Here is a 26,841-nt window from a genome sequence, read left to right as displayed (position 1 = left end):
ACTCTACGCACGCGCGTGCGACCGACGTCATACGTACCCAGCAAACGTTCAGGAAGGCGTAGGATCTCTCGGTGCCTTGGTATACCGGGCACTCGGAACTAAGGAGCAGCATGAGTACGACCACAGCGCCCGCGAACCCGCGCTCGCGCGTCATCACGGCGAGCCTCGTCGGCACCACGATCGAGTTCTACGACTTCTACGCGTATGCGACAGCGGCCGTGCTCGTGTTCCCGGTGCTGTTCTTCCCCACGGGCAACGACACCACCTCGCTGCTGTCGTCGTTCGCCGTGTTCGGTGCCGCGATGGTCGCCCGTCCGATCGGCGCGGTCGTGTTCGGCCACTTCGGTGACAAGTTCGGACGCAAGGCCACGCTCGTCGCCTCCCTGCTCACGATGGGCATCGCGACCTTCATCATCGGGCTCCTGCCCACGTTCCAGCAGATCGGCTGGTGGGCAGCGCTGCTGCTGCTGATCCTGCGCCTGGCGCAGGGCTTCGCGCTCGGTGGCGAGTGGTCGGGTGCGGCTCTCGTCGCCACCGAGAACGCCCCGGCCGGCAAGCGCGCCTGGTACGGCACCTTCCCGCAGCTCGGAGCGCCGCTCGGCTTCATCATCGCCAACTTCCTGTTCCTCGGCATCAACTGGCTGCTGCCGCATGCCGACAACCCGGCGCTGAAGTCCGAGGCGTTCCTGTCGTGGGGCTGGCGCATCCCGTTCCTGTTCTCGGCCGTCATGGTCATCATCGGCCTGTGGGTCCGGCTCAAGCTCGTCGAGTCCGACACCTTCAAGAAGGCGGAGAAGAAGGGCGCGATCCGCAAGCTGCCCCTCGCGACCGTGTTCCGTCATCACTGGAAACAGCTGATCCTCGGCACGTTCATCATGCTGGCGACATACGTGCTCTTCTACCTGATGACGAACTTCACCCTCGCGTACGGCACGAAGCCGGCCACGCTCGAGACGGCGTCGGCCGCCGCGCAGGCCGCTGCCGAGGCGACAGGCAAGGACTTCGACGCGTCGGCCTTCGCTGCGCAGTTCTATCCGGGTCTCGGGTTCGCCTACACCGACTTCGTGCTCATGCAGATCGTCGGCGTCGTGTTCTTCGGCATCTTCACGCTGCTCTCCGGGCCGATCGCCGACTCGATCGGTCGTCGCAAGCTGCTGCTGTGGGTCACCGGGCTCATCATCGTGTTCGGCTTCACGTTCAACGCCTTCCTGCTCCCCGCGATGGACCCGAAGTTCACCGGCGCACTCGCGCAGGCGTTCCTCGTGTTCGGGTTCATGCTCATGGGCGCGACATTCGGCCCGATGGGAGCGCTGCTTCCCGAGCTCTTCCCGACGAACGTCCGGTACACGGGTTCCGCGATCTCGTACAACGTGTCGTCGATCCTCGGCGCGGCCGTGGCGCCTCTCATCGCCCTGTGGCTCTGGGAGCTCGGCGACGGCGCCCCGTGGCTCGTCGGTCTCTACCTGTCGGCGATGGGGGTGCTGACCTTCATCGCACTGCTGCTGTCGAAGGAGACCAAGGACAACGACTACGAATCCGACCTCGGAGTCGCGGCTGCGGTCGAGCTCTGACGCGTTCGTCCCACGAAGGGCGGCATCTCCTTGGGAGGTGCCGCCCTCAGTCGTCTCGCCTCAGTGGGCCGTCTCGTGCTCAATAGGACGCGTGGATGGAACGCGTCGACCCGTCGAGCGTCATCGTCCCGCCATAGGGGACGATCCACTGCGGCCGCGTGTGGCCGAACGGCACTCCCACGCACACGACCGCGTCGGGGTTGTACCGCGAGACCGTCTCGATCACCGCGTCTCGCTGCGCCGCGCGAAGAGCATCGGCCTCGGCCGGCGACGGCTGGAACTCGAAATCACTCACCGGCGGACGCGCGACGACCACGCCGGCGACGGCATCGAGGATCCCGCGCTCACCCAGCCCGCGCATCCATCGAGCCACCCAGCTCGCCGGCGGGCGCTCCTCGCTCGTCTCGAGCAGCAGGATCCCGCCGCGCAGATCGTAGGTCGTGGGCAGCCGGTCCGCGAGCGCGAGCGCATCGATGCTCTCGAGGCAGCCGCCCCAGGTGCGACCCTCGACACGCGCTCCAGGGCCCGACCAGGTCCACTCCTCGGTCGCGATCCGGTCTCCGTACTCGGTGAGCGCGAGGGGGCCGTCCCAGCGCTTTCCGTTGTCTTCCGATTCGCCTGGTTCGGTGATCTCGAGCGTGCCGCCGTCGAGCAGCGCCGCTCGCAGCGAGCGCAGGTGCACGTCGTCGACCGCGGGACCCGGCCCGAGGTGCACGGCCGTGGACCCGCCGTAGTAGCCCCGGATGCCGAGCCCCCACAGCCAGTTGAGGATGTTGGTGTTGTCGCTGTACCCCAGGAACGGTTTGGGATCGGCCTGAGCGACCGCGGGATCGAGGTGCGGCACCACCAGGATCTGATCGTCTCCGCCGATCGTCGCGAGGATCGCGCGGATGCCGGGGTCGGCGAAGGCCGCGTTGACGTCGGCCGCTCGGGCTTCCGGGCTCGCATCGAGCTGTCGTGTGGTCGGGAACTCCACCGGGATCAGTCCGGTCAGCTGCTCGAGTCGGTGCAGAGCCTGCTCGTGGATCTCCGGGGCGACCGCAGGGGCGGCGAAAGCGGGCGACAGGACGGCGACGCGGTCGCCTGGTACAGGTTTCGATGCAGACAGCATCGGCCCAGTCTCGCATCGCGCGCGTTTCCCTGTCCGTCAATTTCTGTTGACATCTCTCGTCGCGTCAACAAAGATTGACGCAGGAGGCCCCTGATGACCATGAAGACCGCGATCGCACAGGATGACGGCAGCGAGCCGCTGTCGGAACTGCACCGACTCGCCGCCCTGCGCAGTGAGCTGGCCAGGGCCGAAGAGACCCAGGTGCGCCGTGCGCGCAATCTCGGATACTCCTGGCAGGCGATCGCGAGCTCGCTCGGTGTCTCGAAACAGGCGGCGCACCGCCGGTTCGGCAGGCACTGAACCGCATACAGCCCATCCACAGAATCCGTCCTCGCACGAAGTACGGTCGAACTACCCCCCTTTCAGAACGAGGTTCCGCATGTCCAGCACGGCGACATCACGCCGACGCGGACGCGGCGCGCAGCACGACGGTCCGCGCGCCACCTTCCGCCAGCTCCTCCCCTTCCTCTTCGAGCACAAGCGCACGCTCATCGTCGTCGCTGTGCTCAGCGTGTTCGGAGCGGCCACGTCGCTCGCGCAGCCGCTGCTGGTCGGCCAGCTCATCGAGACCGTGCAGTCCGATCAGGGTCTGGGCATCCTCGTCTGGATCCTCGTCGGTCTCGTGGTCGTGTCGTCGATCATCTCCGGCTACCAGCACTATCTGCTGCAGCGCACCGGCACAGCGGTCGTGTACTCCAGCAGACGCAAGCTGATCTCCCGCATCCTGCACCTGCCGATCAGCGAGTTCGACGCCCGACGCACCGGCGACCTGGTCTCGCGTGTCGGCACCGACACCACGCTGCTCTATGCCGTGCTCACCCAGGGATTGGCGGATGCCGTCGGCAGCGCGATCCTCTTCCTCGGCGCCCTGATCGCGATGCTCGTGATCGACCCCGTGCTGCTGCTGCTCATCGTCGTCGTGATCGGCGCCTCGGTCGTCGTCGTCACCGCGCTCAGCGGCCGCATCCGCACCGCTTCCACCGCGCAGCAGGAGAAGGTCGGCGAGCTCGCCTCCGGCGTCGAGCGCGCCGTGGGGTCGATCCGCACCGTGCGCGCCTCAGGGGCGACCGAACGCGAGACCGAGACGGTGTCCGTCCTCGCCTCCGAGGCCTACAGCATCGGCGTGCGCATCGCGAAGATCTCATCGCTCGTGGTTCCGATCGCCGGCGTCGCGCTGCAGGTCTCGCTCCTCGTCGTTCTCGGCGTGGGCGGCCTCAGGGTCGCGGCGGGCACCATCACCATCGCGTCGCTGATCACGTTCATCCTGTTCCTGTTCATGCTCGTGATGCCGCTCGCGACCACGTTCGGAGCGATCACCTCGGTGAACCAGGCGCTCGGAGCACTCGGCCGCATCCAAGAGGTGCTGAACCTGCCGGTCGAGACCGAGCACGATGCCGAGATCGCCGCCTCCTTCCCTCGCGACGAGGCGGACCCTCACGCCCCTGCGATCGAGTTCCGCGACGTGCGCTTCCGCTACCCCGAGAACGTGGTCGCCGCACGGCTGGCCGCTGCGAAGGAGGCGCAGACGCTTCTCGCCGACGCCCACCTCGAGCCGACCGACGACCCGGCCGCCCCGGCGGAGCGAGAGGTCCTGCGCGGAGTCTCGTTCGCCGTGCCCCGCGGCGCGCGCGTCGCACTCGTCGGACCCAGTGGAGCAGGCAAGAGCACGATCCTGTCTCTCGTCGAGCGCTTCTACGATCCGACTGGCGGATCGATCCGTCTCTACGGCCACGACTCGCGCACCTATCCGCGCGACGAGCTGCGCGCGCAGTTCGGCTATGTCGAGCAGGACGCCCCCACGCTCGCCGGAACCCTCGGCGACAACCTGCGTCTCGCCTCGCCGAACGCCTCGGACGAGGCCTGCGAGCAGGTGCTGCGCGCCGTGAACCTGGGCGACGTGCTCGAGCGCGACCCTCTGGGCCTCGAGGCTCCCGTCGGCGAGGACGGCGTGATGCTCTCCGGCGGAGAGCGTCAGCGTCTGGCGATCGCCCGCGCGCTCCTCACCGATGCGCCGATCCTGCTGCTCGACGAGTCGACGTCGTCTCTCGACGGCGTGAACGAGCAGCGCATGCGGGAGGCCATCGACGCGGTGTCGACCGACCGCACGCTCATCGTCATCGCCCACCGGCTGTCGACCGTCATCGACAGCGACCTCATCGTGGTGCTGCAGGACGGCGCTGTCGTCGGCCAGGGCACACATGCCGAGCTGATCGAGTCGACGCCGCTCTACCGCGATCTGGCACGGCACCAGCTGCTCGCCTGAACAGCGTCACCTGGCGTCGGAACATGCGCGAAGGCGGGATGTCAGAGACCACTCAGCCATGGGTTCGCCTCAGCCATCCCGCCTTCGCGGTCTGGGGGTAGGGGGATCTGGGGTATAGAGCGCCGGCTCCCCCGAACCGGCGCCCGGTCTGTCAGGCCTTGTCTAGTCGGTAGCGCAGCGACGCCAGTTCGGCGCGCAACGCGGCCGGCACCTTATCTCCGAACGTGTCGTAGAACTCCTCGGTGAGGTCGGCCTCGGTCTGCCACGCTTCGGTGTCGATCGAGAACAGCTCCTCGAGATCGGCCTCCGGCACGTCGATTCCGTCGAGGTTGAGATCCTCGATCAGCGGCAGGCGGCCGATCGGGCTGTCGACGGTCGAGACCTCGCCTGCGACGCGACGGATGATCCAGTCGACGACGCGCGAGTTGTCGCCGAATCCCGGCCACAGGAAGCGACCGTCCGAACCGCGACGGAACCAGTTGACCTGGAAGATGCGGGGTGCGCGATCGAACCGCAGACCACGTCCGACCTTCAGCCAGTGGCCGAAGTAGTCGGCCATGTTGTAGCCGCAGAACGGCAGCATCGCGAAGGGATCGCGGCGCAGCTCGCCGACCGTTCCTTCGGCGGCGGCAGTGCGCTCAGACGAGATGTTGGATCCGAGGAACACGCCATGCGTCCAATCCGTCGCCTCCACGACGAGCGGCACGTTGGTCGCACGGCGTCCGCCGAAGAGGATGACGTCGAGCGGCACGGCCTCTTCCCAGTCCTCCGAGATCTGCGGGCACTGGGCGGCCGAGACCGTGAAGCGCGAGTTGGGGTGCGCGGCGGGGCGACCGGAGTCGGGCGTCCATGCGTTGCCCTCCCAGTCGGTGAGGTGAGCCGGAGCCTGATCGGTCAGCCCCTCCCACCACACGTCGCCGTCGGGGCGGAGTGCGACGTTCGTGAAGATCGTGTTGCCCCAGAGCGTCTCGACCGCGGTGACGTTGGTCGACTCGCCGGTTCCGGGCGCGACGCCGAAGAAGCCGGCCTCGGGGTTGATCGCCCAGAGGCGACCGTCTTCACCCGGGCGGATCCACGCGATGTCGTCGCCGAGGGTCTCAACGCGCCATCCAGGGATCGTGGGGCGCAGCATCGCGAGGTTCGTCTTGCCGCACGCCGAGGGGAATGCCGCAGCCACGTGGTACGCCTTGCCGGCGGGGTCGATCACACGGATGAGCAGCATGTGCTCGGCCAGCCAGCCTTCGTCACGCGCGATCACCGAGGCGATGCGCAGCGCGAAGCACTTCTTGGCGAGGATCGCGTTGCCGCCGTAGCCGGAGCCGAACGAGTAGACCTCGAGGGTCTCGGGGAAATGCACGATGTACTTGTCGTCGTTGCACGGCCACTCGACATCGGGCTCTCCCGCGGCGAGCGGTGCGCCGACCGAGTGCACGGTCTTGACCCAGGGCGCACCCTCGGCGATCTGGCGAGTGACCGCATCACCGACGCGAGTCATGATGCCGATGGATGCCACGGCGTAGGCGCTGTCGGTGACCTGGACGCCGATATGCGAGAGCGGCCCGCCGACCGGACCCATCGAGAACGGCACGACGAACATCGTGCGGCCTCGCATCGAGCCCTCGAAGATCTCGGTCATCTTCTCGCGCATCTGCGCAGGAGGCGCCCAGTTGTTGGTCGGACCGGCATCCTCCTCGTTCTCCGACGAGATGTAGGTGCGTCCCTCGGTGCGCGCGACGTCGCTGGGGTGCGAGCGGGCGAGGTACGAGCCGGGCCGCCACTCGGGGTTGAGCTTGATCAGCTTGCCCTCGTCGACGAGTCCGCGCAGCAGCCAGTCGTTCTCGGCACGCGAGCCGTCGACCCAGTGGATCGACGCCGGCTGCGTGAGAGCGGCGATCTCATCGACCCACGCGGCGAGCTCTGCCATCGCAGGGGTGTCATACGTCGGAGCCGTCCCGAAGGTGCGCACAGGTGCGACAGATGATGCTCGGGGGGTGAAGACTTCGGCGATCGCCATGACTACTCCTTTGAAGTGAGGGGCGTTTGTTCCATCATGTTCCCCCTCAGAGGCGACTTTCCGTCATATCGTGCGATAAGAATCGAAGTTCTTTAGCTAGGATCAAGGAATGGCTCCTTCCGGCATCCACCTCGCGACTCTCGGCCACCGCATCAGGCACCACCGCCTCGAGAAGGGGTTCACGCTCGACGAGCTGGGTGCGCTCGTCGGCGTCGCCGGCTCGCAGCTGAGCCTGATCGAGAACGGCAAACGCGAGCCGAAGCTCTCGCTGCTGCAGGCCATCGCGCAGGCCACGGACACCGAGGTCACCGATCTCATCTCCGGCGAGCCGCCGAACCGACGTGCCGCGCTCGAGATCGAACTCGAACGCGCACAGGAGAGTCCCGTGTTCCGGCAGCTCGGCATCGCTCCGGTGCGGGTCACGAAGGGCATGAGCGATGAGACCATCGAATCCATGCTCGGCCTGCACCGCGAGCTGCAGCGACGCGAACGCGAGGCGATAGCGACCCCTGAAGAGGCGAGACGGGCGAACACCGAGCTGCGGTTGCGGATGCGCGAGCAGAACAACTACCTCGCCGACATCGAGAAGCTCGCAGAGAAGCAGCTGCGGTCGGCCGGTCACGTGCAGGGTGCGCTCACGCACCGCACGGTGAGCATCATGGCCGACAAGCTCGGTTTCGAGCTGATCTACGTCAACGATCTGCCGCACTCGACCAGATCCGTGACCGATCTCGAGAACGGCCGCATCTACCTGCCGCCGGCGTCGATCCCCGGCGGCCATGGCCTGCGGTCCATGGCGCTGCAGGCCATGGCGCATCGCCTGCTCGGCCACACCCCGCCGACCGACTACGCCGATTTCCTGCAGCAGCGACTCGAGATCAACTACTTCGCGGCATCCTGCCTGATGCCCGAGACGGCATCCGTGGCCTTCCTGCAGCAGGCGAAGAAGGATCGCAACCTCGCCGTCGAGGACTTCCGCGACGCGTTCGGCGTCACGCACGAGGCCGCGGGCATGCGGATGACGAACTTGCTCACGCAGCACCTCGGAATGTCGCTGCACTTCCTCCGCGTCGACGCCACCGGCGCGATCACCCGCGTCTACGAGAACGACGATCTGCCCCTGCCGATGGACGTCACCGGCGCCGTCGAAGGCCAGCGGGTGTGTCGCAAGTTCCAGGCGAGGGCGGCGTTCACGCAGCAGAACCGCACGAATGAGCACCACCAGTACACCGACACGCCCTCCGGCACCTTCTGGTGCTCCACCCAGACCGGAGCCGCGACCGACGGCGAGTTCTCGATCACGGTCGGCGTTCCCTTCGACGACGCCCGCTGGTGGCGCGGACGAGAGACCGCGGACCGCGCGGTCTCGACGTGCCCGGACGAGGCGTGCTGCCGACGCCCCTCCGCCGACCTCACAGACCGGTGGAACGGAAAGGCCTGGCCCAGCGCTCGCGTGCACACGCACATGTTCTCGCCGCTCCCCCGCGGCGCATTCCCCGGCGTCGACGACAACGAGGTCTACAACTTCCTCGGGCGTCACGCGAGCGAGTGAGCTGAGCCGCGGCAGACCGGATCAGCCGTCGAGGAAGCGGGTGAACCGCGCGAGCGCAGCGCGCACCGCTTCCTCGCCTGGCGCCGGTGCCTCGTCCGCGGACTCGAAGAGCTCTGGAGGCGTGCCGAGCGAGGCGCTCGCGTGCGTCCAGCATCCGATCACCCGGCCGTCGGCGACGATCGTCGCTCGCACCATGCCGTTCTTGCCCGGACCGACCAGCGCGAGATGCTCGGGAGCGCAGACCGCCGTGCGGTCGGCGTACGAGATGTAGTACTCGTCGAAGGCCGCCAGGGCGAGCACCGACGGAGCATTCGATGACCGCCGCAGGCGATCGACGCTGACGAACATGCCCTCCTCGACTTCGTGCACCCGGCCCGTCGCCCGGTCCCGAGCGTCGCGCGACTGCCCGAGCGTGAGCCCCGACCACCAGGCGAAGTCAGCGACTCCGGCCGGCCCGTGCCCGTCGATGTAACGCACGAAGAGCTCGGCGAGCGGGTCATCGGGGGCCGCATGCTCGCTGATGTGCTGATCGACCAGGACGAAGCGCTGCTCCCGACTCACACCGTCGCGCGCGACCACCGGACCCTGGCAGATCAGGCCGTCGAGCGTGAGCTCGCTCAGCAGGTGGATGCCCCGCTGCCCGGCCGGGTCGATGCCGACACCCGCGAACACCTCGAACATCTCGGCCCGCGTGAGGCCTCCGTCACCCAGGCGAGGCACGGCTGCCGCCACGACCGCCGCGACCATCGGCGCGTCGATCCCGAGATCGCGGCGCCTGCCCGCCGCCTGTCGACGCTGCCGCTCAGCGGTCACGGACATCACCCAGCGAAGGTCACGCGCCGGGATGATGTGCAGGGTGCCGCGCATGGTCCACGCCCGAACCAGGTCGCCCCGGTCGAAGGCGCGATCCACCGTGCGGAGCGCGGACTCGCCGCGCGTGCGGGAAGCCAGTGCCCACCTCCCCGCGATGAAGTCCTGACTCTGCACGGCGAGCATGTGCGACGCGGCATCCGTCACCGTGCGCGCCGGAGTGCTCAGCCGATGAGAGCGGAGCCGCTCGGTGCGCAGAGTCGCGGTCTTCATGCCCTCATCATGCCGGGCAGGACGGACATCGCGCACTCAGCCGCGCAGCGTCACCTCACGGCGCTCGGGGAGCACGATCGGATGCGAACCGGCCATGACCTCGAGCACGCGGATCACCTGGCACGAGTACCCGTACTCGTTGTCGTACCAGACGTACAGCACGACATCCCGGTCGTTCGCGATGGTGGCGAGGCCGTCGACGATGCCCGCGCGGTGCGAGCCGACGAAGTCCGTCGAGACGACCTCGGGGCTCTCGACGTAGTCGATCTGCTGGCGCAGCTTCGAGTGCAGCGAGACGCGGCGCAGGTAGTCGTTGAGCTCGGCCCTGACCGCCGGACGCTCGAGGCTGAGGTGCAGCACGGCCAGCGACACATCGGGCGTCGGCACGCGGATCGCAGAGCCGGTGAGCTTGCCCTCGAGCTCGGGCAGCGCCCGCGCCACGGCCTTCGCCGCGCCCGTCTCGGTGATCACCATGTTGAGCACGGCCGACCGGCCACGACGGTCACCGCTGTGGAAGTTGTCGATCAGGTTCTGGTCGTTGGTGAACGAGTGCACCGTCTCGACGTGACCCCGCACGATGCCGTACGCCTCGTCGATCGCCTTGAGCACCGGGGTGATGGCGTTCGTGGTGCACGAGGCTGCGGTGATGATCCGGTCGTCGGGCTCGATCGTGCTGTCGTTGATGCCGTGCACGATGTTCTTCAGGGCACCCTTGCCAGGCGCCGTGAGCAGCACGCGCGCGACCCCCGTCGACTCCAGGTGGCGACTGAGACCCGCCTCGTCGCGCCATCGTCCGGTGTTGTCGACGACGATCGCGTCGTCGATGCCGTACGCCGTGTAGTCGATCGTCGAGGGGTCATCGGAGTAGATCACCTGGATGCGGGTGCCGTTCGCGATGATCTGATCGGCGTCCTCGTCGACCGTGACGGAGCCGGCGAAGCGGCCGTGCACCGAGTCGCGCAGCAGCAGCGACGCGCGCTTCACGAGGTCGTTCTCGGATCCTCGACGCACCACGATCGCGCGCAGGCGCAGACCGCTGCCACCCCCGTTGTGCGCGACGAGGATGCGGGCGAGCAGCCGCCCGATGCGACCGAAGCCGTACAGCACGACGTCGGTGGGCGCTGCCGCGACCGCACCCATCGCCGGTGCGAGCACCTCGGCCAGGTACGCGTCGAGGGGCAGGTCGCTGTCGGCGTGGCCCGCGGCGAGGCGCGCGAGGTCGAGCGACGACGCACCGGGTGCGAGTTCGTGTACCGCCTCGAGCACCCCGAGGGTCTCGTCGAGCGGAAGCTGTTCATGCCCGAGCTGGGCGACCCGATCATGGACCTCCACGATCGCCGTGGCCGAGAGCCCGAGAAGTCGGTGCCCGTGGAGGGAGGTGACCACGTCGCGTTCGCGCTTGAGAGCGCCGATGAGCGGGATCATCCGCTCGGCCAGCTCTTCTCTCGCCGTCCAGTCGTCGTAGGGTGCGGCGGTTACGTTCATCTGCGTCCTTGCATGTGTGAGCGCGCCGAGGTCGCCGGCGCGCGAGATTGCCGGGTGAGCTTCGGGGGATGCGTCCAGGGTACGCGCCGCGCGGCGAGGTTCTGAAATCGCGGCCTGTCGCCCGCCGTTCACCCACACGACAGGGAATCCTGCGACCATCCGACGCGTTGTCCCCCGGGCACGCCCCGCGTCGAAAGGCACCAGATGACCGACACCTCCCGCCCGTCCGCGTGGCCACCGCTGCTGATCGCGATCGCCCTCGAGGTGACGGCCACCTTGTCGCTGCGGGCCGCCGAGGGTTTCACCCATCCGCTGTGGCTGATCCCCGTCGTGATCGGCTACACCGGCTCGCTCTGGCTGCTGTCGATCGTGCTGGATCGAGGGATGCCGGTGGGTGTGGCCTACGGCATCTGGGCCGCGATCGGCGTCGTCCTCACCGCGATCATGGGCACGGTGCTCTTCGGCGAGCTTCTCGGGACGGTGCAGATCATCGGGATCGGCGCGATCGTGGTCGGTGTGCTGCTCGTCGAGCTCGGGTCGCACCCGCGCGAGGCGTTCGCGGAGGTCGGAGCATGACCTGGCTGCTCCTCGCCCTCGCGATCGCGAGCGAGGTCACCGCGACCCTCAGCCTGCGCGCGTCCGAAGGCCTCCGTCGCCGGAGGTGGATCCCCGTGATCGTCATCGGCTATCTCGCCGCGTTCACACTGCTCGGCACGATCCTCGCCATGGGCATGCCGGTGGGCGTCGCCTACGGAGTATGGTCAGCGGCCGGCGTCGCGATCACCGCGATCCTGGGCCGAGTGATCTTCAAGGATCACTTCTCAGTCATGATGGCGATCGGCGTCGCACTGATCGCCCTGGGCGTCGTGCTGATCGAGTTCGGCGGAGCGCACTGACGTGACCTCAGAACCCCACGCACATCACGGTGACTCCCGCCGCCATCGCCCACGACTCCACAGCGAGCAGGCGGGCGGTCCGCCCCTGATGCACGGGCACGAGCACCCACTCGGAGACGACCGTCCAGAGCACCACGCCGATGACTCCGGCTATCACGAGCACCGAGAGGAGTCCGTCGAGCCCATGCCCACCGTGGCCGCCTGACTCGACCACCGACTGCGTCGTCCCGCGCCCGTCACCCGCCGACAGGCTCTCGAAAGAGCAGGTCGCCATGACGAGGGAGACCAGCGCGCGGTGGCAGCAGGTCGCAGCCGCCGGGGTGCCCCGCACGCCGGCTGTGCCCAGCATCGCGGAGACGATGAGGACGAGTCCGGTCACCAGACCGATCAGCGGATCACCGCCGCTCACTGCGATGACGAGCATCGCCGCCGCCATGATCAGCGCGCTCTGCCGCCCCTGCCACGGCACGGCCCGCCAGGCAGCCACGCACGCCGCAGCCGAGACGACGGCGGCGAGCGCCATCAGCCACGGTGCTGCGGGGAGGAGGTGGTCCACACTCGCATCATATTGATCAACTGCTCAAAATAGCGATACCTGCGGTGGATGCGTCAGGATGGGCATGTGCCCCGCGTCGTAGACCATGATGAGCGCCGCCGGCAGATCGCCGAGGCGCTGCTGGCCGTGGCCGCGCGCGACGGCCATGAGGCGGTGTCGTCTCGTGCCGTGGCCAAGGAGCTCGGTGTCGCGACAGGCTCGCTCTGGCACTATTTCGACGGGTTCGACGATGTGATCCGCGCCGCAGCGACCATCGTGACCCGGCGCACCGATGAACGGATCGCCGCGGCCACGGATGGGCTCAGTGGACTCGCACGCCTCGACGCGCTCATGCATGAAGTGCTCCCCATCGACGACCGCACGCGCACTGAGGCCTACGTCGTCGTCGGGTTCTGGGGGCGCATCGCGACTCTCGCGCCCGCGCCGAACGCAGGGGCACCCACGGTCGCGACCTGGCAGGAGGGCATCCGTGACGCCCTCGATCAGGCGATCACCGACGGCGAGCTGTCACCGTCGACTCCGACCGGCGCCGTGATGGAGCTGCTGCGCTCGATCACCTACGGGCAGCAGGTCATCGAGGTCACCGAGCCACAGGAGGCCTCAGCGCACCTCGCGGTGTACGACAGCATCCTCGCCCCCTGGCGCAGCTGAGCACACCGCACTCCCCTGCCGTTCGCCGGGGCCGCCGCGTCCGGCCGGCGCCCGAGCCCCTCGGAATCCTCGTCCGTCGCTCTTGTGCGCCCCGCCGCGCCGTCGTACCATCGATCCAATCCGTTTATTGAGCGATCGCTCGAAATAGTGAGGTACGCCGATGTCCCACCGCCAGCCCGTCTCCATCGACCGGATCCCGACCCCGCATCCGCTCGACCCGCTCACCGGCGCCGAGATCGCCGCGGCGCGCGCCGTGCTCGACTCCGCAGGACTTCTCGGCGAGTCCGTGCGCGTGCCGATGCTGCTGCCCGACGAGCCCACGAAGCAGGAGCTCGCGGCATGGTCACCAGGCTCCCCCATCGACCGCCGGGTGGACGCGACGCTCCTCGACACCGCGACGGGTGTCGCCAGTGAGGTCGTCGTCTCGATCACCCGAGGCGAGGTCCTGCGCAACGAGCGGGTTCCCAACGATGCGCCGCCCTACGGCCAACCTCAGTACCTGTTCGAAGAGTACGAACGCGCCGAGGTGATCGCGAAGGCGTCCCCCGAATGGCAGGCGGCGATGACGCGCCGCGGACTCGCGGAGCACATGGCACTCGCGTTCTGCGGACCACTGGCGCCGGGGTACACCGGCCGCTCCGATGAGGTGGGACGCCGCGTCATCCGCTCCCTCACCTTCCTGAAGTACGACGAGGCCGACTCCCCCTGGGCCCACCCCGTCGAAGGACTGGTCGTGCACATCGACCTCACCACCGGCGGCGTGATCCGCATCGACGACGAGGGCGACGTGCCCGTGCCCGCCGGCCACGGCAACTACTACCCCGAGGCTCAGGGCGCGGCGCGCACGACGCTCAAGCCCATCGAGATCACACAGCCGGAAGGGCCGAGCTTCGCCGTCACCGGATCTCTCGTCGAGTGGGAGAACTGGTCGATGCGGGTCAGCTTCAACGCGCGAGAGGGACTCGTGCTGCATGACGTCGCGTTCGACGGACGCTCGGTGCTGAGCAGGGCCAGCGTGCCCGAGATGGTCGTCCCCTACGGCGACACCGCGCCGGGGCGCTTCTGGATCAGCTACTTCGACGCCGGCGAGTACCTCCTCGGCAAGAACGCCAACCACCTCGAGCTCGGCTGCGACTGCCTGGGGGTGATCCGCTACCTCGACGGCTACGTCGCCGACGACCACGGCCATCCCGTGCGCATCCCCAACGTCGTCTGCATGCACGAGGAGGACTACGGCATCCTCTGGAAGCACACCGACCTCGCAGGACGCTCCGATGTGCGCCGGTCACGCCGTTTCGTGGTGTCGTACTTCTCGACGATCGGCAACTACGACTACGGGTTCTACTGGCACTTCTACCTCGACGGGTCGATCGAGGTCGTGGCCAAGGCCACCGGGATCGTGTTCGCCGGCGCCGGAGAACCCGGTGTACGGCAGAAGCATGCCACCGAACTCGCCCCCGGGGTGTTCGCGCCGGTGCACCAGCACCTGTTCTGCGCCCGCCTCGACGTCGCGATCGACGGCGAGGCGAACCGTCTGTTCGAGATCGACGCCCAGCGCATCCCGATGGGACCGGACAACCCGTTCGGCAACGCCTTCACGTGGTCGGAGACCCAGCTCGCCACCGAATCCGCCGCTCAGCGCGATGCCGACTCGTCCGTCGCGCGTACCTGGGAGGTGCAGAGTGCCTCGCGCACGAACCACGTCGGGCGTCCGACCGCGTACCACCTGATCCCCCAGCCCACCGCACTGCTGATGGCCGACCCCGCGTCGTCCGTGGCGGCGCGTGCGACCTTCGCGACCAGACACCTGTGGGCGACCCAGCACGAGCAGGGTCAGATCTGGCCCGCCGGAAGATACCCGAACGCACACCAGGGCGGCTCGGGCCTGCCCGAATACACGGCCGGAGACCGATCTCTCGACGGCGAGGACATCGTGCTCTGGCATACCTTCGGCCTCACGCACTTCCCCCGCCCTGAGGACTGGCCGATCATGCCCGTCGACTATGCAGGGTTCTGGTTCAAGCCGAATGGGTTCCTCGATCAGAACCCCGCGATGGATGTGCCCGAGTCGTCTCAGGCGCACGTCTCGGCGGATGCCGGATGCTGCGGAGGCGGCGACGGCTGCAGCTGCGGCCACTGAGCCTCGGCGTCGCCGTCGGCGGTCAGCGCGTCGCCGTCATCGGGCAGCCCCTGACGGAAGCATGCGGCGAACGTGCCCCTCACGAGAGTCGAGCGATCGCGACGCGCAGGATCCCGTCGGCCTCGCGGAGCGCCTGAGCCGACGCGTCCGCGGCCGCCCCCGTGGAGATCATCAGGATCGCGAGCTTGACAGAGCCGCCGGCCGCGTCCAGTGCCGCGGAGGCCTCGTCGACCCCGACGCCGGTGAGTTCCGTGACCGTGCGGATCGAGCGTGCATGCAGCTTCTCGTTCGTGGCCAGCAGGTCGACCATCACCCCGCGGTGCGTCTTTCCGAGCTTGATCATCGACAGGGTGGTGAGCATGTTGACGACGAGCTTCTGGGCTGTTCCCGACTTCAGACGCGTGGATCCCGAGATGAACTCGGGGCCCGTGACGACCTCGATCGCGATATCGGCGACAGCACCGATCTCGGATGCCGGGTTCGAGGCGATCGCGACGGTGAGCGCGCCGAGTCCCCTCGCGAAGTCGAGACCGCCCACGACATACGGCGTGCGACCGGACGCCGAGATGCCGACGACCGTATCGCGCTCGGTGAGCCCGAGAGCCCGCAGCGAGATCGCCGCGGCGGCGTCGTCGTCCTCGGCGTTCTCGACGGCAGCGCGGATCGCCGTCTCACCGCCCGCGATCAGCCCCACGACCATCGAGGGGTCCGTGCCGAAGGTCGGCGGGCATTCGCTGGCGTCGAGCACTCCGATGCGGCCTGCGGTGCCTGCCCCGAGATAGATGAGGCGCCCACCGGAGCGGAAGCGGTCGGTGATGCCGTCGACGGCTGCGGCGATCTCGGCGCTCCGCTCCCCGACCGCGGTCGGGACGCGGTGGTCCTCGGCGTTCATGCGCCGCACGAGCTCCGCGGTCTCGAGCAGATCCAGATCACCGCGTTCCGTCGTCGACGCCTCGGTGCCGAGCGTCGAGAGGACGTCGAGGAGTGCTGTCAGTCTGGCGTGTTCATTCGGCACGATGCACGAACCTTTCATGGGGAAGATCAGCGCGCTGGGCGAGCAGGAGCGCCCCGTCGAGCGCGTCGCCGGCGGAGACGACGACCGCATGGCCTGTGGCGCGCAGCGCGTCGTCGAGTGCGGCGTGGAACCACACGTGTTCGGTGAGGCCTCCGTGGAGGGCGACTTCGCGGTCGCCCGAGGATGCGGCGACGGCTGATGCGACGAGCAGACGGACCGCCTCGGCGGCGATCTCCGTCGAGACGGGATCGCCGTGCTCTGCCGCATCGAGCACCAGAGGCGCCAGGGTGGCGAGGCGGCGAGGCAGCGGGCCGTCCGTCGAGAGCCAGTCGGGAATGGCTGCGGAGCCGCCGATCGTCGACGCCACCGCGTCCGTGAGCGCCGTCGCGGGCGCGAGGCCGACCGAGGCGCGCAGCACAGCGCGCAGCGCCTCCCGCCCGAGCCAGGATCCGCTGCCGAAGTCTCCCAGCTCGGGCCCCCACCCGTCGATGAGGGTGGCCACCTCGCCGTCGATGCCGAGAGCCGCCGCGCCGGTGCCGGCGATCAGCAGCACGCCCGCCCTGCCCGCGAGCGCTCCGGCGTGGGCCGAGACGACGTCGGAGGTCACCGCGACCGGCGCCTGGAACGCGTCGGCGAGGCTGCGAGCGAGTGCGGATGCGGCTTCGGGGGCCGCCCAGGCTCCCGCCGCGCCGATCGAGACGGCGGCGATCGGCGCATCGAGCCGCTCTCTCAGCGGAAGGATCGCGGCAAGCGCTGCGGCGACGCCGTCTGCGGCCGCCAGACCCGGTGCGCCGATGCCGTCGTAGACGGGCCGGCGGTGCGAGCCGCGATCGTCGGCATCCCCCGGCCCGAAGATCACCGCACGGCATCGCGACTTGCCGAGGTCGACGGCGACGAGGGCACGCGAGGAAGGCATGGAAATAGTCTACGCATCACCCCTCCCGCATGAAAGAATTGTTCACACGACGGAAACCCGCCCTCAGCCAGGAGAGCCATGAGCATCCAGACCACGATCGCCACGGCGGCCGAGAAGCTTCCGCCGTCGCTGGCGCGCATCGCTCGGACGATCGCCGACGATCCGACCATCGTGGTCGACAGCACCATCACCGAGATCGCGGCGAGATGCGACACCTCGGTCGCCTCGGTCGTCCGCTTCTGCCGCGTCATCGGCGTGAACGGCTATGCCGCGTTGCGGATGGCCCTGGCCACCGAACTCGGTCGCGAGTCCGTGCAGTTTCCGGCAGCGTCCGGTTTCGGTTCCGAGATCTCCGCGGCCGACACCCTGCGCGAGGCGACGGCGAAGGTCGCCGCGCTCGAGCTCCTGGCCATCGAAGAGACCATCGCCAACCTCGACTACGACGATCTCGCGGCCGCAGTCGAAGCCGTCGACGACGCCGATCGCATCCTGCTCTTCGGTATCGGAGCGAGCGGACAGGCGGCGGCAGACCTCGGCCGCAAGCTGCTGCGCATCGGGCACACGGCGATCGTGCTCACCGACGCCCATGAGGCGAGCGCCGCCGCGTCGCTCGGAGCCAGGAAGACGGTCGCCATCGGCTTCTCGAACTCGGGCACGACTCGCGAGACCGTGCACTTCCTGCAGACCGCGCGGGCAGCGGCGGGCGTCACGATCGGTGTCACGGGAGGATCAGCGTCACCCGTCGCCGAGAGCTGCGATCACGCCCTGCTCACTCGTGCCCGCGAGCCGCGGCTCCGCGCCGGTGCGATGGTGAGCCGGATCGCGCAGCTCGCTCTCGTCGACTGCCTGTTCATCGGCGTCGCGCAACGTCGGCATGCCCACACCATCCACGCGCTTCAGCGCACGGCCGACGCCACGCAGCCGCTGCGCTGACGATCTGCCCTCAGGCCTGCACCGGTTCGTGTCGGCGCGCGGGATCGACCGACCCCGCCGTCCGGAGGAACACGATGATCCAGCTGAAGATCAGCACGGCCGCGATCAGCTCGACCGCCGTGAGGTTGTAGTAGCCGACGGCGAAGAACACACCGAGCAGGACGATCACGAGCACGTAGATCCAGCCCAGCACCACGAACACCCGCGGGATCGTGCGCACGAACCAGGGCAGCCCGACGACGATGACCGCGAACGCCACGGTCATCCCGGTCGCCACGGTGTTGTGCACGAGGAAGAACTCGTCGACGGGGAAGATCCCGACGCACGCGAGGAAGATTCCGATCAGGATGAGCCCGCCTCGCACGATCCGCCGGCCGCGACGATCGATGCGGTCATCGACCGGGAGACCCGCTGTGGCATAGCGTGCGATCGTCGTCACCAGGACGCCAGCGATGATCAACGTGGCGTTGAACGCCAGGGAGGCGCTGTTGCTGCTCATCCCGAGCGCCGACAGGTTGTCCTGCCACCAATGCACATCACTCGAGGCGAGCATCGCCGCGAATGCTCCCACCACGAGGAAGACGGCCAGGACGAGCGAGAGCACGGTCGGCGTCAGCGCCACGGCGCTCAAGAACGTCACATAGGCCGTGAGTGCGAACGCCACGGCCACGAGGATCGCTCCCGGGAAGGCGAAGACCGGGGCATCCGTGAAGCTGCGGTCGAGCAGCTCGGCGATGCCCAGCCAACCCAGGTAGGCGATCGCCGCGTGCGCGAAGGCGATCGCGGCGAGGTCGTACCAGCGCAGCCGATCGCCCGGAACGCTGAAGCCGTCGCGAGTGCCGTCCGGGGCGATCTCCGCCGGTCTGACGACGAGACGACCGATCGCGAAGGCGAGAACGGCGGTAATCGCTCCACCGTAGGCAGTGAAGGCGCCGATCGAACCCGTGCCGCTGATCGCCAGTTCCCTGCCCCAGAAGACCGGCCACCCGATCACGAAGCCGAGCACGAAGAACACCGCCCCGACGATGAGCGCGGTGGCCTCGAACACCGCATCCGCTGTGTCGGGTCCGCGCAGCTGACGCAGGACCTGCATGACCTTGTCGCCGAGATATCGCATCACTGGCCTCCGCCCACATCATAGAAGCCTCGCCCTCCGGACCGTGCCGGTGATAGCATCGCGGCACGGATCGTATACAACGTCGTCGTTCCACCACCCGAGGTGATCAGTCATGAACGGTGCACCCGCCGCCCCCGCCGAATCGGTATCGACGCTCGTCGCGCGCAACATCAGCGAATTCCGGGCGGCCGTCTCGGAGTCCTTCGTGCCGCTGCAGGTGTCGACGGCCGGGCCCGACCACTTCCGCGGGATCATCCGCGGCGCCTCGGTCGACGAGGTGCACGTCAACGAGGTGCGGGCCACCTCGCACGTCGTCGAGAGGACCCCCGAGCTCATCGCACGCAGCGACCGGTCGTACTTCAAGCTCAGCCTCATGCTCGCCGGCACCGGGATGCTGATCCAGGACGACCGTGAGGCCGTGCTCCAGGCCGGAGACCTCGCCGTCTACGACACCGATCGACCGTACTCCTTGGTGTTCGACGATGACTTCCGCACGATGGTCGTGATGTTCCCCAAGCACCTGATCAGCCTCCCGTCAGACATGATCGGGCAGCTCACCGCGGTGCGGATCTCGGGTCAGGGCGGACTGGGAGGGATGGTCGTGCCCTATCTGACCCAGCTCGCGGGCAACCTCGATCAGCTCGCCGGCACGACGGGAGCCCGGCTGGCGCACAGCGCGCTCGATCTCGTCACCACGGTGTTCACCCGCGAACTCGGCCTCGACGGGGTGTCGGCCGACCCTCATCGCGCCCTCGTGCAGCGCATCCGCTCATACATCGACCGCAACCTCGCCTCTACGGATCTGGGACCCGCGACCATCGCATCGGCGCACTTCATCTCGACCCGGCACCTGCACGGCCTGTTCCAGGAGCAGGGCGTGACCGTCTCGACGTGGATCCGCACGCGTCGCCTCGAGCAGTGCCGCCGGGATCTGCTCGACCCCATGCTCGCGGATCGTCCCGTCGCCGCGATCGCAGCCCGATGGGGATTCGTCGATGCGGCGCACTTCAGCCGCGCATTCAAGTCCGCGTTCGGGATCTCGCCGAGCGAGTACCGCGCGGCGCACTGACCCGGCACCGTTCAGTCCGGGTGCGCAGCGCCTGGCGAACGGCCGGTCAGGGAACATAGACCGGCGGCGCGAACATCGTGCCTCCGTACAGCAGCTGTACCGCGACGAAACCCGGCAGCGATACCGCGACGACGAGCACCAGCGCCAGCGCCAGACTCGCCAGCACTCCGCGGCGTCCTCCGTCGCGGACGGCCAAGAACGCACCGATCGCGACCAGCGCGTGGAACACCAGCACCGGCACCAAGCCGACGGTGAACCCCCAGCCCTCCATCGTCGACCCGGCGGAGACGGCCTTGGACTGCTCGCTGAACTGCTCCTCGTAGGACATTCCGCACCACACCCACGCCACGGCGAAGATGAGCAGAGCGAAGAAGACGGATGCCGTCCAGGCCACCGCCTTGACCGCGGGCGAGAGGGCGGCCCGGGGTTCTGTTCGCATGCCTCATCCTGGCATCCGCCGTGAGCGGCGCCGCCGACGCCACGGCGGATTCCCAGGCCCGTCCTTGCCCTGCAGGGCACGCCGGTTGACTGTCGGCGCGCGATGGCGCCGCTTCTCTTGAGCGGATGCCGGGGCGCGCCGGAGCATGAGGCAAGCACACCGCGAGGATGCGGTGCCCGGAGCGACGACGCTTCGCCGCATGCGACGTCAGGACCACCATGACCGCCTCTGTCACGACCGACCCAGCGCTGGACGAATGGCGCACCTACGACGAGTTCGCCGCCGGAATCGACACCTACAGGCTGCCGAACGCCTCGCTGTCCGGCACGGCGCTGACGCTCACGCTCGATGACGGCTCGACGCTGTCATTGACGTTCGACGCGATCGCCGTCACCTGGGCGGGATTCGCGGAGTCCGGCACAGACCCCTACGACGCCGTGGCTGTGCGCGATGACATCGTCTTCGTGAACATCCCGCTCGAGAGCCGCGAACGCGAGGCCATCACCGTCGTGTACTCGACCACGACCCACCGGGCGACCGTCGTGCGTTCACGGATCGCGGCTGAAGCGGCCGAAGGCACGCCTCAGGTCGGGCAGGACTTCTGGGCGGCGACCACCGACGGCGGCACCGCCACGGGCGAGGTGCCTGGGCCGAGCCGAGACCTCATCGGCAAGCGCAACATCTATCGCTACAGCCCCCAGCATCTCTACGAGCACGTCTACGTCTCGAGCCGACGCTACGCGTGGCAGTGCCTCGAGGGCGTGCAGCGCGGTCACGGCGACATGGACCTGTCGACCGTGTGGAAGTTCGCCGACGGGCTCTACCTGTTCTGCTTCCGCGAGTTCCGCATCGCGGTGGCCAGCGTCTGGCTGCACGACCTCGGCTACCAGCTGATGACGACCGGGATCTTCCTCGGTCTCAACGGCGACGGCGATGCCGAGCACTCCCGCGGCGGCGGCCACATCTATCCGCTGGGCTCCGTCGACTATCCCGACGCTCAGCCCGTCTGACCCGCCGACGGCCTCAGGAAGGATTCCCATGAGCAACGCAGACATCATCGCAGAGCACTATGCGGCCAGCGACCGTGGCGACCTCGACGGCATGCTGGCACCGCTCGCCGCCGATGTGAGCTGGACCGAGGCTGCGGGTTTTCCGTATGCCGGCACGTATCTGGGGCCGGATGCCGTGGCCGCAGGGGTCTTCCAGCGCATCCAGGACGAGTGGGACGACTACACGGTCGCGATCGACGAGGTCATCGACGGCGGCGACGTGGTCGTCGGAATCGGCACCTACTCGGGTACGTACCGAGCGACCGGTCGATTCTTCGCCGCTCGTGTCGCGCACGTCTGGCGCCTGAACGATCGCAGGGTCGTCGCGTTCGAGCAGTTCACCGACACCGAACTGGTCAACCGCGCGCTGCGCGACTGACCGCAGCAGTCCCGAAGCACACGAGAGGCAGGAATCACATGAACAAGCGAGTATCCGGCACTGCGGCGCTCATCGCCGTGGCAGCCCTCACCCTGGCCGGCTGCGCCGGCGGAGACGGAAGCGGAGGCGGCGAAGGCGCCCCCATCGTCGTCGGCTCCGTGAACACGATCAGCGGGCCGGCGACGTTCCCCGAGGCATCTCTCGCGGCGGCCGCCGTGTTCGACGCGTTCAACGAGGCCGGCGGCCTGGACGGACGCACCATCGAGTACAAGACCCTCGACGACAAGGGAGACCCGGCGACCGCCACCGCATCGGCCCGCGAGCTCGTCGGCAGCGACAGCGCCGTCGCGCTGGTCGGCTCCGCCAGCCTGATCGAGTGCGAGATCAACGCGAAGTACTACGAGCAGGAGGAGATCCTCTCGCTCCCGGGCATCGGGGTCGACACCGGCTGCTTCGCCAGCGACAACATCTCCCCCGCGAACGTCGGTCCGTTCAACGACATGACCCTCACCCTGCAATACGGCTCCGAGGTGCTGGGGCTCGATGACATCTGCATCCTGCTGGAGATCGCAGGATCCACGCGCCCGACCTATCAGGCCGCGATTGACAAGTGGACCGAGATCACCGGCAAGGAGCCGAAGTACGTCGACGACACCGTGCCCTATGGTGCATCGGACTACACGCCCTACATCGTGAAGGCCCGTGAGCAGGGGTGCAAGGCACTCGCGATCAACCCGGTCGAGCCCGACGCGATCGGACAGGTCAAGGCCGCGAACGCCCAGGGATGGGACGACGTGACCTGGCTCTATCTGACCAGCGTCTACAGCGAGAACTTCGCTGACGCGATCGACGATGCGGGCGCCGGCATCTACGTGCCCGCCGAGTTCTACCCGTTCACGGACGACAACGAGATCAACTCCGAATGGCGGGAGCTGATGGAGGCGAACGAGATCCCCCTCACCTCGTTCAGTCAGGGCGGCTATCTCGCGGCGACCTACTTCATCGAGGTGCTCGAAGGCATGGACGGCGACATCACGCGCGAGACGGTGACCGAGGCGCTGCGCGGGATGGACCCGATCGAGAACCCGATGGTCGGAACACCCTATGCCTTCGGCACGCAGAATACCGCCGGGTGGCCGATCATCCTCGAGTCCGGCACGAACGCCTGGGAGAAGGTCGCCGACGACTGGCTCCGCATCGGCGAGTAGTCGACCCTCGCCTGCCGCCGAGCGCATTCTCGGCGGCAGGTCCTCTCCCCCTCACACCAGAAAGGACGCCTCATGCTGCAAGGCGCCATCGCCGGTCTCGCCGCCGGCGGTCTCTATGCGGTCCTCGGAGTGTGCCTGACCTTGATGTCCCGCCTCGTGCGGGTCGTCAACTTCGCGCAGGCTGCGACCGGGATGTTCGGTGCGTTCAGCGCCGTGTGGTTCGTCAGCGAACTGGGGATGCCGATCTGGCTCGGCTCCGTGCTCGGCGTGCTCGTCGGCGGGGTCCTCTCCGCCGCGATCGGATGGATCGCCGCGACCTGGCTCTCCGAAGCCTCCACCACCACCCGTTCGGCGATGACCGTCGGCCCCCTGCTTCTGCTGATCTCGATGTCGTTCATCCTGTTCGGCAACAAACCGCAGCCGTTCACGCCGATCATCGCCGGCCCCGCGTTCTCCTTCGGCGGGGTCGTGATCAGCCAGGTGACGATCGCCACCGTCGTCATGGCGATCGCGACGGCGGTGGTGGTACGGATCGTCCTGCGCCGCACGAGAGTAGGCACGCAGCTTCGCGCACTGTCGGAGCGGCCGACGACCGCCGAGCTCCTCGGCATCCGCTCGCGTCCGCTCTCGATCGCCGTCTGGTTCGTCACCGGCGTGATCAGTGCCATCGCGATCATGATCGTGGCGCCGTCGCAGTCGAACGACGCGACGAGCCTCGCGATGCTCATCGTCCCCGCCGCAGCCGCCGCGCTGCTCGGCGGCTTCCGCCGACTCGACCTCGCGGTCGTCGGCGGAGTCGTCCTCGGTGTGCTCGGCGGGCTCGTCGCGCAGATCGACGAGGTCGCGCTCGTGCGCAACTTCCTCCCGTTCCTGTTCATCGTCGTCCTGCTCCTGTGGACGCAGCGCAAGGAGGTGTGGGATGCCGCTCGCTGACCGTCCCTGGTTCCGTCTGTCCTGGCCTCTCGCCGTCGCCGCTGCCGCGGTCGGAGTGGGTGCCCTCCTGAGCGCGGCGCTTCCGGGCTATTTCGTGTTCCTCGCGATCAGCGCGGTCGTCGCGGCGATCGCGATTCTGGGCCTCGGCATCGTCACCGGGTCTGCCGGCATGATCGCACTGTGCCAGCTCACGTTCGCCGCGGTCGGCGCCTGGATCGTGTCGCTGCTGAACGTCATGCAGGCCCCGGGCGGCTTCGTCGTCTGGCTCGGGCTGGGCGGCATCGCCGCCGGTCTGGTCGGCATCCTCGTCGGGCTTCCGGCGCTGAGGCTTCGCGGCGTCAACCTCGCCGTCGTCACACTGGGCTTCGCGGCTGCCGCGGATGTGACCCTAGTGCAGATACAGTTCCCCGGGTCCGCCGACGGCACGGCTGTCGAACGCCCCTCGATGTTCTCCAACGACCGCGAGTTCTTCTTCCTCTCGGTCGTGGTGCTCGCCGTCTGCGCACTCGGCGTCTTCTTCCTGCAGCGCGGGCGGTGGGGCTCGAGCTGGAAGGCCGTCGCGTTCTCGGAACGCGGCACCGCCGCCGCCGGCCAGAGCGTGCAGAGCGCGAAGCTCACCGCTTTCGCCGTCTCGGCCGCCCTCGGAGGCATCGCCGGCGGGCTGCTCGCCGGCCAGGTGCAGCTTCCCTTCGCCTCGAGCTTCACACCGCTGCAGTCGCTCGCCCTCTACGTCCTCGCCGTCATGTCGGGAGCGCATCTGATCGATATGGCGATCCTCGGCGGCATCCTCTGGGTGCTGGTGCCGGAGCTGCTGAAGCGCTGGGGCGTGCCGCAGGACTGGGCCTTCGTGGTCTTCGGCGTGCTCGGTGTGCAGGCGCTCACCAGCGGAACAAACCTCGGGCAGGGCATCCGCAACCTGATCTGGAAGCGGACGGATCGCAAGACGGCGTCTGCGACGCTGACGGCGTTGCCTCCGGACGCCGATGCGGGTGACGCCGCCATCACGACCACGACCACCGCGACCGTCGACGAGCGCGCGCTGAACGGCGCGCCGGTGCTCACGGTCGAGGGACTCACGGTGCAGTTCGGGGCGCTGAAGGCCCTCGACGATGTGTCGTTCCAGGTGCCGGCAGCATCGATCATGGGGCTCATCGGCCCCAACGGAGCCGGCAAATCGACTTTCGTCGATGCGATCAGCGGCTTCCTGCCGAAGCACGGCGGTCGGGTGATGCTCGGTGATCGCGATCTCGCCGGTCTCTCGCCGACGCGTCGCGCGCGGCTCGGGCTGCGCAGGACCTTCCAGCAGGACAGGGTGCCACCGGCCCTCACGGTCGGCGCATATGTGAGGTTCGTCGCGAGGCGCCGGCTCGCCGCATCCGATATCGACGAGGTCCTGGAGTTCTTCGGGTGCCCGCCGGCCGGTGCGCGTCTTTCCAGCGTCGATGTCGGCACCAGACGGCTGGTCGAGGTGGCGGCGAACGTGATCTCGCGTCCGCGGCTGCTGATCCTCGATGAACCGGCCGCCGGCCTGTCGCACGACGAGCACCTCGCTCTCGCCGCGCGCCTGCGTGAGCTGCCCGCGCGCTACGGAGTGGCGCTGATCATCATCGAGCATGACCTGGATCTGGTGCGCTCGGTGTGCCCGACGCTCACCGTGCTCGACTTCGGCCGGGTGCTGGCGAGCGGACCGCAGGCCGAGGTGCTCGCGAACCCGGAGGTCGTGAAGGCGTACATGGGAGAGACGGAGCTGCTGAAGTGAGCGAACTCGTGCTGGACGGGGTGACGGTCAGCCGCGGCGCCGGCCCGGTGATCTCGGATGTGTCGCTGACGGTGCGAGGCGGCGAGGTGCTCGCCCTGGTCGGTCCGAACGGCGCAGGCAAGACGAGCCTGATCGAGTCGGTGTCAGGCGTGACCCCGCACTCCGCGGGGTCACTGATACTCGACGGCGAGCCGATCGACAAGCTGTCCCGGGTGTCGAGGGCTCGCCGGGGCATCGTGCACATCGAGCAGGGGCGGGCCGTGTTCCCGTCGCTGACCGTGCGCGAGAACATCTCGCTCACGGCGCGGACGACTGCGGAACTGGATGCTGCGCTCGCGCAGTTCCCCGAGCTCGAGAAGCGCATCGACTCACCCACCGCTCTGCTTTCGGGCGGCGAGCAGCAGATGGTCGTGCTCGCCCGGGCGTTCGCGGCGAAGCCCCGAATCCTGTTGATCGACGAGATGTCGCTCGGGCTCGCACCGGTGGTCTTCATGCGTCTCATGCCGATCGTGAAGTCGATCGCGGAGTCCGGCGTCGGAGTGCTGCTCGTGGAGCAGTTCACGCAGCTCGCCCTCGGGCTCGCCCGGGAGGCCGTGGTGGTCGCCGGTGGGCAGGTGTCTTTCCAGGGCACGTCGGAGGCGCTTCAGGAGGATCCGCAACTGCTGCACCGCGCGTATCTCGGCGGGTGATACTCGTCCGTCT

25 protein-coding genes are annotated in these 26,841 nt (G+C 68.4%); 16 read left to right on the top strand and 9 right to left on the bottom strand.

The window, feature by feature from the left end:
• The first annotated feature begins 110 nt into the window (after positions 1-110).
• Positions 111-1,571: an MFS transporter gene (locus tag ACZ0AA_RS00770; protein ID WP_463511874.1), complete on the top strand. Its 1,461-nt coding sequence runs from the start codon at positions 111-113 to the stop codon at positions 1,569-1,571.
• Positions 1,572-1,650: 79 nt separating this feature from the next.
• Here the strand turns inward: ACZ0AA_RS00770 and ACZ0AA_RS00765 are convergent, their stop codons facing one another.
• Positions 1,651-2,682, bottom strand: a complete 1,032-nt coding sequence (locus tag ACZ0AA_RS00765) for a S66 family peptidase (protein WP_463511873.1) — start codon at positions 2,680-2,682, stop codon at positions 1,651-1,653.
• A 93-nt stretch (positions 2,683-2,775) separates the two neighbouring features.
• On the opposite strand from ACZ0AA_RS00765, the gene ACZ0AA_RS00760 reads away from it, so the two are divergent.
• Both ACZ0AA_RS00760 and ACZ0AA_RS00755 read left to right on the top strand, forming a co-directional pair.
• Positions 2,776-2,982 carry a hypothetical protein gene (locus tag ACZ0AA_RS00760; protein ID WP_056510103.1) on the top strand — a complete coding sequence of 69 codons (207 nt, stop codon included), beginning with the start codon at positions 2,776-2,778 and terminating at the stop codon, positions 2,980-2,982.
• A 79-nt stretch (positions 2,983-3,061) separates the two neighbouring features.
• Positions 3,062-4,945 carry an ABC transporter ATP-binding protein gene (locus tag ACZ0AA_RS00755; protein ID WP_463511872.1) on the top strand — a complete coding sequence of 628 codons (1,884 nt, stop codon included), beginning with the start codon at positions 3,062-3,064 and terminating at the stop codon, positions 4,943-4,945.
• A gap of 151 nt (positions 4,946-5,096) precedes the next feature.
• Here the strand turns inward: ACZ0AA_RS00755 and ACZ0AA_RS00750 are convergent, their stop codons facing one another.
• Positions 5,097-6,959: a phosphoenolpyruvate carboxykinase (GTP) gene (locus tag ACZ0AA_RS00750; RefSeq protein WP_463511871.1), complete on the bottom strand. Its 1,863-nt coding sequence runs from the start codon at positions 6,957-6,959 to the stop codon at positions 5,097-5,099.
• Between the two features lie 109 nt (positions 6,960-7,068).
• Here ACZ0AA_RS00750 and ACZ0AA_RS00745 point away from each other — a divergent pair, with 109 nt between their 5' ends.
• The gene (locus ACZ0AA_RS00745) at positions 7,069-8,511 is read left to right on the top strand and encodes a helix-turn-helix domain-containing protein (RefSeq protein WP_400861572.1); all 1,443 of its coding nucleotides are present in this window, start codon (positions 7,069-7,071) and stop codon (positions 8,509-8,511) included.
• Between the two features lie 21 nt (positions 8,512-8,532).
• Here ACZ0AA_RS00745 and ACZ0AA_RS00740 read toward each other — a convergent pair whose 3' ends face one another.
• A complete protein-coding gene (locus tag ACZ0AA_RS00740; RefSeq protein WP_400861573.1) occupies positions 8,533-9,594 on the bottom strand; it encodes a winged helix DNA-binding domain-containing protein in 1,062 nt (353 codons plus the stop codon).
• Positions 9,595-9,630: 36 nt separating this feature from the next.
• Positions 9,631-11,079 carry a glyceraldehyde-3-phosphate dehydrogenase gene (locus tag ACZ0AA_RS00735; RefSeq protein WP_400861575.1) on the bottom strand — a complete coding sequence of 483 codons (1,449 nt, stop codon included), beginning with the start codon at positions 11,077-11,079 and terminating at the stop codon, positions 9,631-9,633.
• 204 nt (positions 11,080-11,283) lie between these two features.
• On the opposite strand from ACZ0AA_RS00735, the gene ACZ0AA_RS00730 reads away from it, so the two are divergent.
• Together ACZ0AA_RS00730 and ACZ0AA_RS00725 are read left to right on the top strand one after the other, a co-directional pair.
• Positions 11,284-11,655 carry a DMT family transporter gene (locus ACZ0AA_RS00730; protein WP_400861576.1) on the top strand — a complete coding sequence of 124 codons (372 nt, stop codon included), beginning with the start codon at positions 11,284-11,286 and terminating at the stop codon, positions 11,653-11,655.
• Complete coding sequence (locus tag ACZ0AA_RS00725; protein ID WP_400861578.1) at positions 11,652-11,975, top strand: DMT family transporter; 324 nt, start codon at positions 11,652-11,654, stop codon at positions 11,973-11,975. The genes ACZ0AA_RS00730 and ACZ0AA_RS00725 overlap by 4 nt, the downstream gene beginning before the upstream one ends.
• Before the next feature lie 7 nt (positions 11,976-11,982).
• Here the strand turns inward: ACZ0AA_RS00725 and ACZ0AA_RS00720 are convergent, their stop codons facing one another.
• The gene (locus ACZ0AA_RS00720; RefSeq protein WP_400861580.1) at positions 11,983-12,531 is read right to left on the bottom strand and encodes a hypothetical protein; all 549 of its coding nucleotides are present in this window, start codon (positions 12,529-12,531) and stop codon (positions 11,983-11,985) included.
• Positions 12,532-12,597: 66 nt separating this feature from the next.
• Between ACZ0AA_RS00720 and ACZ0AA_RS00715 the strand changes: the two genes are divergently transcribed.
• Positions 12,598-13,182: a TetR/AcrR family transcriptional regulator gene (locus tag ACZ0AA_RS00715; RefSeq protein ID WP_431738776.1), complete on the top strand. Its 585-nt coding sequence runs from the start codon at positions 12,598-12,600 to the stop codon at positions 13,180-13,182.
• A gap of 160 nt (positions 13,183-13,342) precedes the next feature.
• Positions 13,343-15,322: a primary-amine oxidase gene (locus ACZ0AA_RS00710; RefSeq protein WP_400861583.1), complete on the top strand. Its 1,980-nt coding sequence runs from the start codon at positions 13,343-13,345 to the stop codon at positions 15,320-15,322.
• Between the two features lie 79 nt (positions 15,323-15,401).
• Here ACZ0AA_RS00710 and murQ read toward each other — a convergent pair whose 3' ends face one another.
• Together murQ and ACZ0AA_RS00700 are read right to left on the bottom strand one after the other, a co-directional pair.
• The gene (gene murQ / locus ACZ0AA_RS00705) at positions 15,402-16,337 is read right to left on the bottom strand and encodes an N-acetylmuramic acid 6-phosphate etherase (RefSeq protein WP_400861584.1); all 936 of its coding nucleotides are present in this window, start codon (positions 16,335-16,337) and stop codon (positions 15,402-15,404) included.
• The gene (locus ACZ0AA_RS00700) at positions 16,327-17,253 is read right to left on the bottom strand and encodes an N-acetylglucosamine kinase (RefSeq protein ID WP_400861586.1); all 927 of its coding nucleotides are present in this window, start codon (positions 17,251-17,253) and stop codon (positions 16,327-16,329) included. The genes murQ and ACZ0AA_RS00700 overlap by 11 nt, the downstream gene beginning before the upstream one ends.
• A gap of 78 nt (positions 17,254-17,331) precedes the next feature.
• Here ACZ0AA_RS00700 and ACZ0AA_RS00695 point away from each other — a divergent pair, with 78 nt between their 5' ends.
• On the top strand, positions 17,332-18,186 hold the full coding sequence (locus ACZ0AA_RS00695; protein ID WP_400861588.1) for a MurR/RpiR family transcriptional regulator: 855 nt from the start codon (positions 17,332-17,334) through the stop codon (positions 18,184-18,186).
• A gap of 10 nt (positions 18,187-18,196) precedes the next feature.
• Here the strand turns inward: ACZ0AA_RS00695 and ACZ0AA_RS00690 are convergent, their stop codons facing one another.
• The gene (locus tag ACZ0AA_RS00690) at positions 18,197-19,303 is read right to left on the bottom strand and encodes a DUF998 domain-containing protein (protein ID WP_400861590.1); all 1,107 of its coding nucleotides are present in this window, start codon (positions 19,301-19,303) and stop codon (positions 18,197-18,199) included.
• Positions 19,304-19,415: 112 nt separating this feature from the next.
• Between ACZ0AA_RS00690 and ACZ0AA_RS00685 the strand changes: the two genes are divergently transcribed.
• Positions 19,416-20,372, top strand: a complete 957-nt coding sequence (locus tag ACZ0AA_RS00685) for an AraC-like ligand-binding domain-containing protein (RefSeq protein WP_400861592.1) — start codon at positions 19,416-19,418, stop codon at positions 20,370-20,372.
• Positions 20,373-20,418: 46 nt separating this feature from the next.
• Here ACZ0AA_RS00685 and ACZ0AA_RS00680 read toward each other — a convergent pair whose 3' ends face one another.
• The gene (locus ACZ0AA_RS00680) at positions 20,419-20,811 is read right to left on the bottom strand and encodes a hypothetical protein (RefSeq protein ID WP_400861594.1); all 393 of its coding nucleotides are present in this window, start codon (positions 20,809-20,811) and stop codon (positions 20,419-20,421) included.
• 218 nt (positions 20,812-21,029) lie between these two features.
• On the opposite strand from ACZ0AA_RS00680, the gene ACZ0AA_RS00675 reads away from it, so the two are divergent.
• From ACZ0AA_RS00675 to ACZ0AA_RS00650, 6 genes are all read left to right on the top strand, one after another.
• Complete coding sequence (locus ACZ0AA_RS00675; RefSeq protein WP_400861595.1) at positions 21,030-21,821, top strand: MoaF C-terminal domain-containing protein; 792 nt, start codon at positions 21,030-21,032, stop codon at positions 21,819-21,821.
• A gap of 28 nt (positions 21,822-21,849) precedes the next feature.
• Positions 21,850-22,239, top strand: a complete 390-nt coding sequence (locus tag ACZ0AA_RS00670; RefSeq protein ID WP_400861597.1) for a nuclear transport factor 2 family protein — start codon at positions 21,850-21,852, stop codon at positions 22,237-22,239.
• Between the two features lie 38 nt (positions 22,240-22,277).
• The gene (locus ACZ0AA_RS00665; RefSeq protein ID WP_400861599.1) at positions 22,278-23,447 is read left to right on the top strand and encodes an ABC transporter substrate-binding protein; all 1,170 of its coding nucleotides are present in this window, start codon (positions 22,278-22,280) and stop codon (positions 23,445-23,447) included.
• 72 nt (positions 23,448-23,519) lie between these two features.
• Positions 23,520-24,380 carry a branched-chain amino acid ABC transporter permease gene (locus ACZ0AA_RS00660; protein ID WP_400861601.1) on the top strand — a complete coding sequence of 287 codons (861 nt, stop codon included), beginning with the start codon at positions 23,520-23,522 and terminating at the stop codon, positions 24,378-24,380.
• On the top strand, positions 24,367-26,139 hold the full coding sequence (locus tag ACZ0AA_RS00655; protein WP_463511870.1) for a branched-chain amino acid ABC transporter ATP-binding protein/permease: 1,773 nt from the start codon (positions 24,367-24,369) through the stop codon (positions 26,137-26,139). Before ACZ0AA_RS00660 ends, ACZ0AA_RS00655 begins: the two co-directional genes overlap by 14 nt.
• A complete protein-coding gene (locus ACZ0AA_RS00650; protein ID WP_463511869.1) occupies positions 26,136-26,828 on the top strand; it encodes an ABC transporter ATP-binding protein in 693 nt (230 codons plus the stop codon). Before ACZ0AA_RS00655 ends, ACZ0AA_RS00650 begins: the two co-directional genes overlap by 4 nt.
• Positions 26,829-26,841: the final 13 nt, after the last annotated feature.

It is taken from the genome of Microbacterium sp. AC035 (assembly GCF_979258485.1).
This window is presented reverse-complemented; position numbering and strand designations above follow the sequence as displayed.

Excerpts from the sequence above, each read along its gene's own strand:
- ACZ0AA_RS00770 (WP_463511874.1), top strand. The coding sequence starts at position 111 with ATGAGTACGACCACAGCGCCCGCGAACCCGCGCTCGCGCGTCATCACG.
- ACZ0AA_RS00765 (WP_463511873.1), bottom strand. The coding sequence starts at position 2,682 with ATGCTGTCTGCATCGAAACCTGTACCAGGCGACCGCGTCGCCGTCCTG.
- ACZ0AA_RS00760 (WP_056510103.1), top strand. The coding sequence starts at position 2,776 with ATGACCATGAAGACCGCGATCGCACAGGATGACGGCAGCGAGCCGCTG.
- ACZ0AA_RS00755 (WP_463511872.1), top strand. The coding sequence starts at position 3,062 with ATGTCCAGCACGGCGACATCACGCCGACGCGGACGCGGCGCGCAGCAC.
- ACZ0AA_RS00750 (WP_463511871.1), bottom strand. The coding sequence starts at position 6,959 with ATGGCGATCGCCGAAGTCTTCACCCCCCGAGCATCATCTGTCGCACCT.
- ACZ0AA_RS00745 (WP_400861572.1), top strand. The coding sequence starts at position 7,069 with ATGGCTCCTTCCGGCATCCACCTCGCGACTCTCGGCCACCGCATCAGG.
- ACZ0AA_RS00740 (WP_400861573.1), bottom strand. The coding sequence starts at position 9,594 with ATGAAGACCGCGACTCTGCGCACCGAGCGGCTCCGCTCTCATCGGCTG.
- ACZ0AA_RS00735 (WP_400861575.1), bottom strand. The coding sequence starts at position 11,079 with ATGAACGTAACCGCCGCACCCTACGACGACTGGACGGCGAGAGAAGAG.
- ACZ0AA_RS00730 (WP_400861576.1), top strand. The coding sequence starts at position 11,284 with ATGACCGACACCTCCCGCCCGTCCGCGTGGCCACCGCTGCTGATCGCG.
- ACZ0AA_RS00725 (WP_400861578.1), top strand. The coding sequence starts at position 11,652 with ATGACCTGGCTGCTCCTCGCCCTCGCGATCGCGAGCGAGGTCACCGCG.
- ACZ0AA_RS00710 (WP_400861583.1), top strand. The coding sequence starts at position 13,343 with ATGTCCCACCGCCAGCCCGTCTCCATCGACCGGATCCCGACCCCGCAT.
- ACZ0AA_RS00700 (WP_400861586.1), bottom strand. The coding sequence starts at position 17,253 with ATGCCTTCCTCGCGTGCCCTCGTCGCCGTCGACCTCGGCAAGTCGCGA.
- ACZ0AA_RS00695 (WP_400861588.1), top strand. The coding sequence starts at position 17,332 with ATGAGCATCCAGACCACGATCGCCACGGCGGCCGAGAAGCTTCCGCCG.
- ACZ0AA_RS00690 (WP_400861590.1), bottom strand. The coding sequence starts at position 19,303 with ATGCGATATCTCGGCGACAAGGTCATGCAGGTCCTGCGTCAGCTGCGC.
- ACZ0AA_RS00685 (WP_400861592.1), top strand. The coding sequence starts at position 19,416 with ATGAACGGTGCACCCGCCGCCCCCGCCGAATCGGTATCGACGCTCGTC.
- ACZ0AA_RS00680 (WP_400861594.1), bottom strand. The coding sequence starts at position 20,811 with ATGCGAACAGAACCCCGGGCCGCCCTCTCGCCCGCGGTCAAGGCGGTG.
- ACZ0AA_RS00675 (WP_400861595.1), top strand. The coding sequence starts at position 21,030 with ATGACCGCCTCTGTCACGACCGACCCAGCGCTGGACGAATGGCGCACC.
- ACZ0AA_RS00670 (WP_400861597.1), top strand. The coding sequence starts at position 21,850 with ATGAGCAACGCAGACATCATCGCAGAGCACTATGCGGCCAGCGACCGT.
- ACZ0AA_RS00665 (WP_400861599.1), top strand. The coding sequence starts at position 22,278 with ATGAACAAGCGAGTATCCGGCACTGCGGCGCTCATCGCCGTGGCAGCC.
- ACZ0AA_RS00660 (WP_400861601.1), top strand. The coding sequence starts at position 23,520 with ATGCTGCAAGGCGCCATCGCCGGTCTCGCCGCCGGCGGTCTCTATGCG.
- ACZ0AA_RS00655 (WP_463511870.1), top strand. The coding sequence starts at position 24,367 with ATGCCGCTCGCTGACCGTCCCTGGTTCCGTCTGTCCTGGCCTCTCGCC.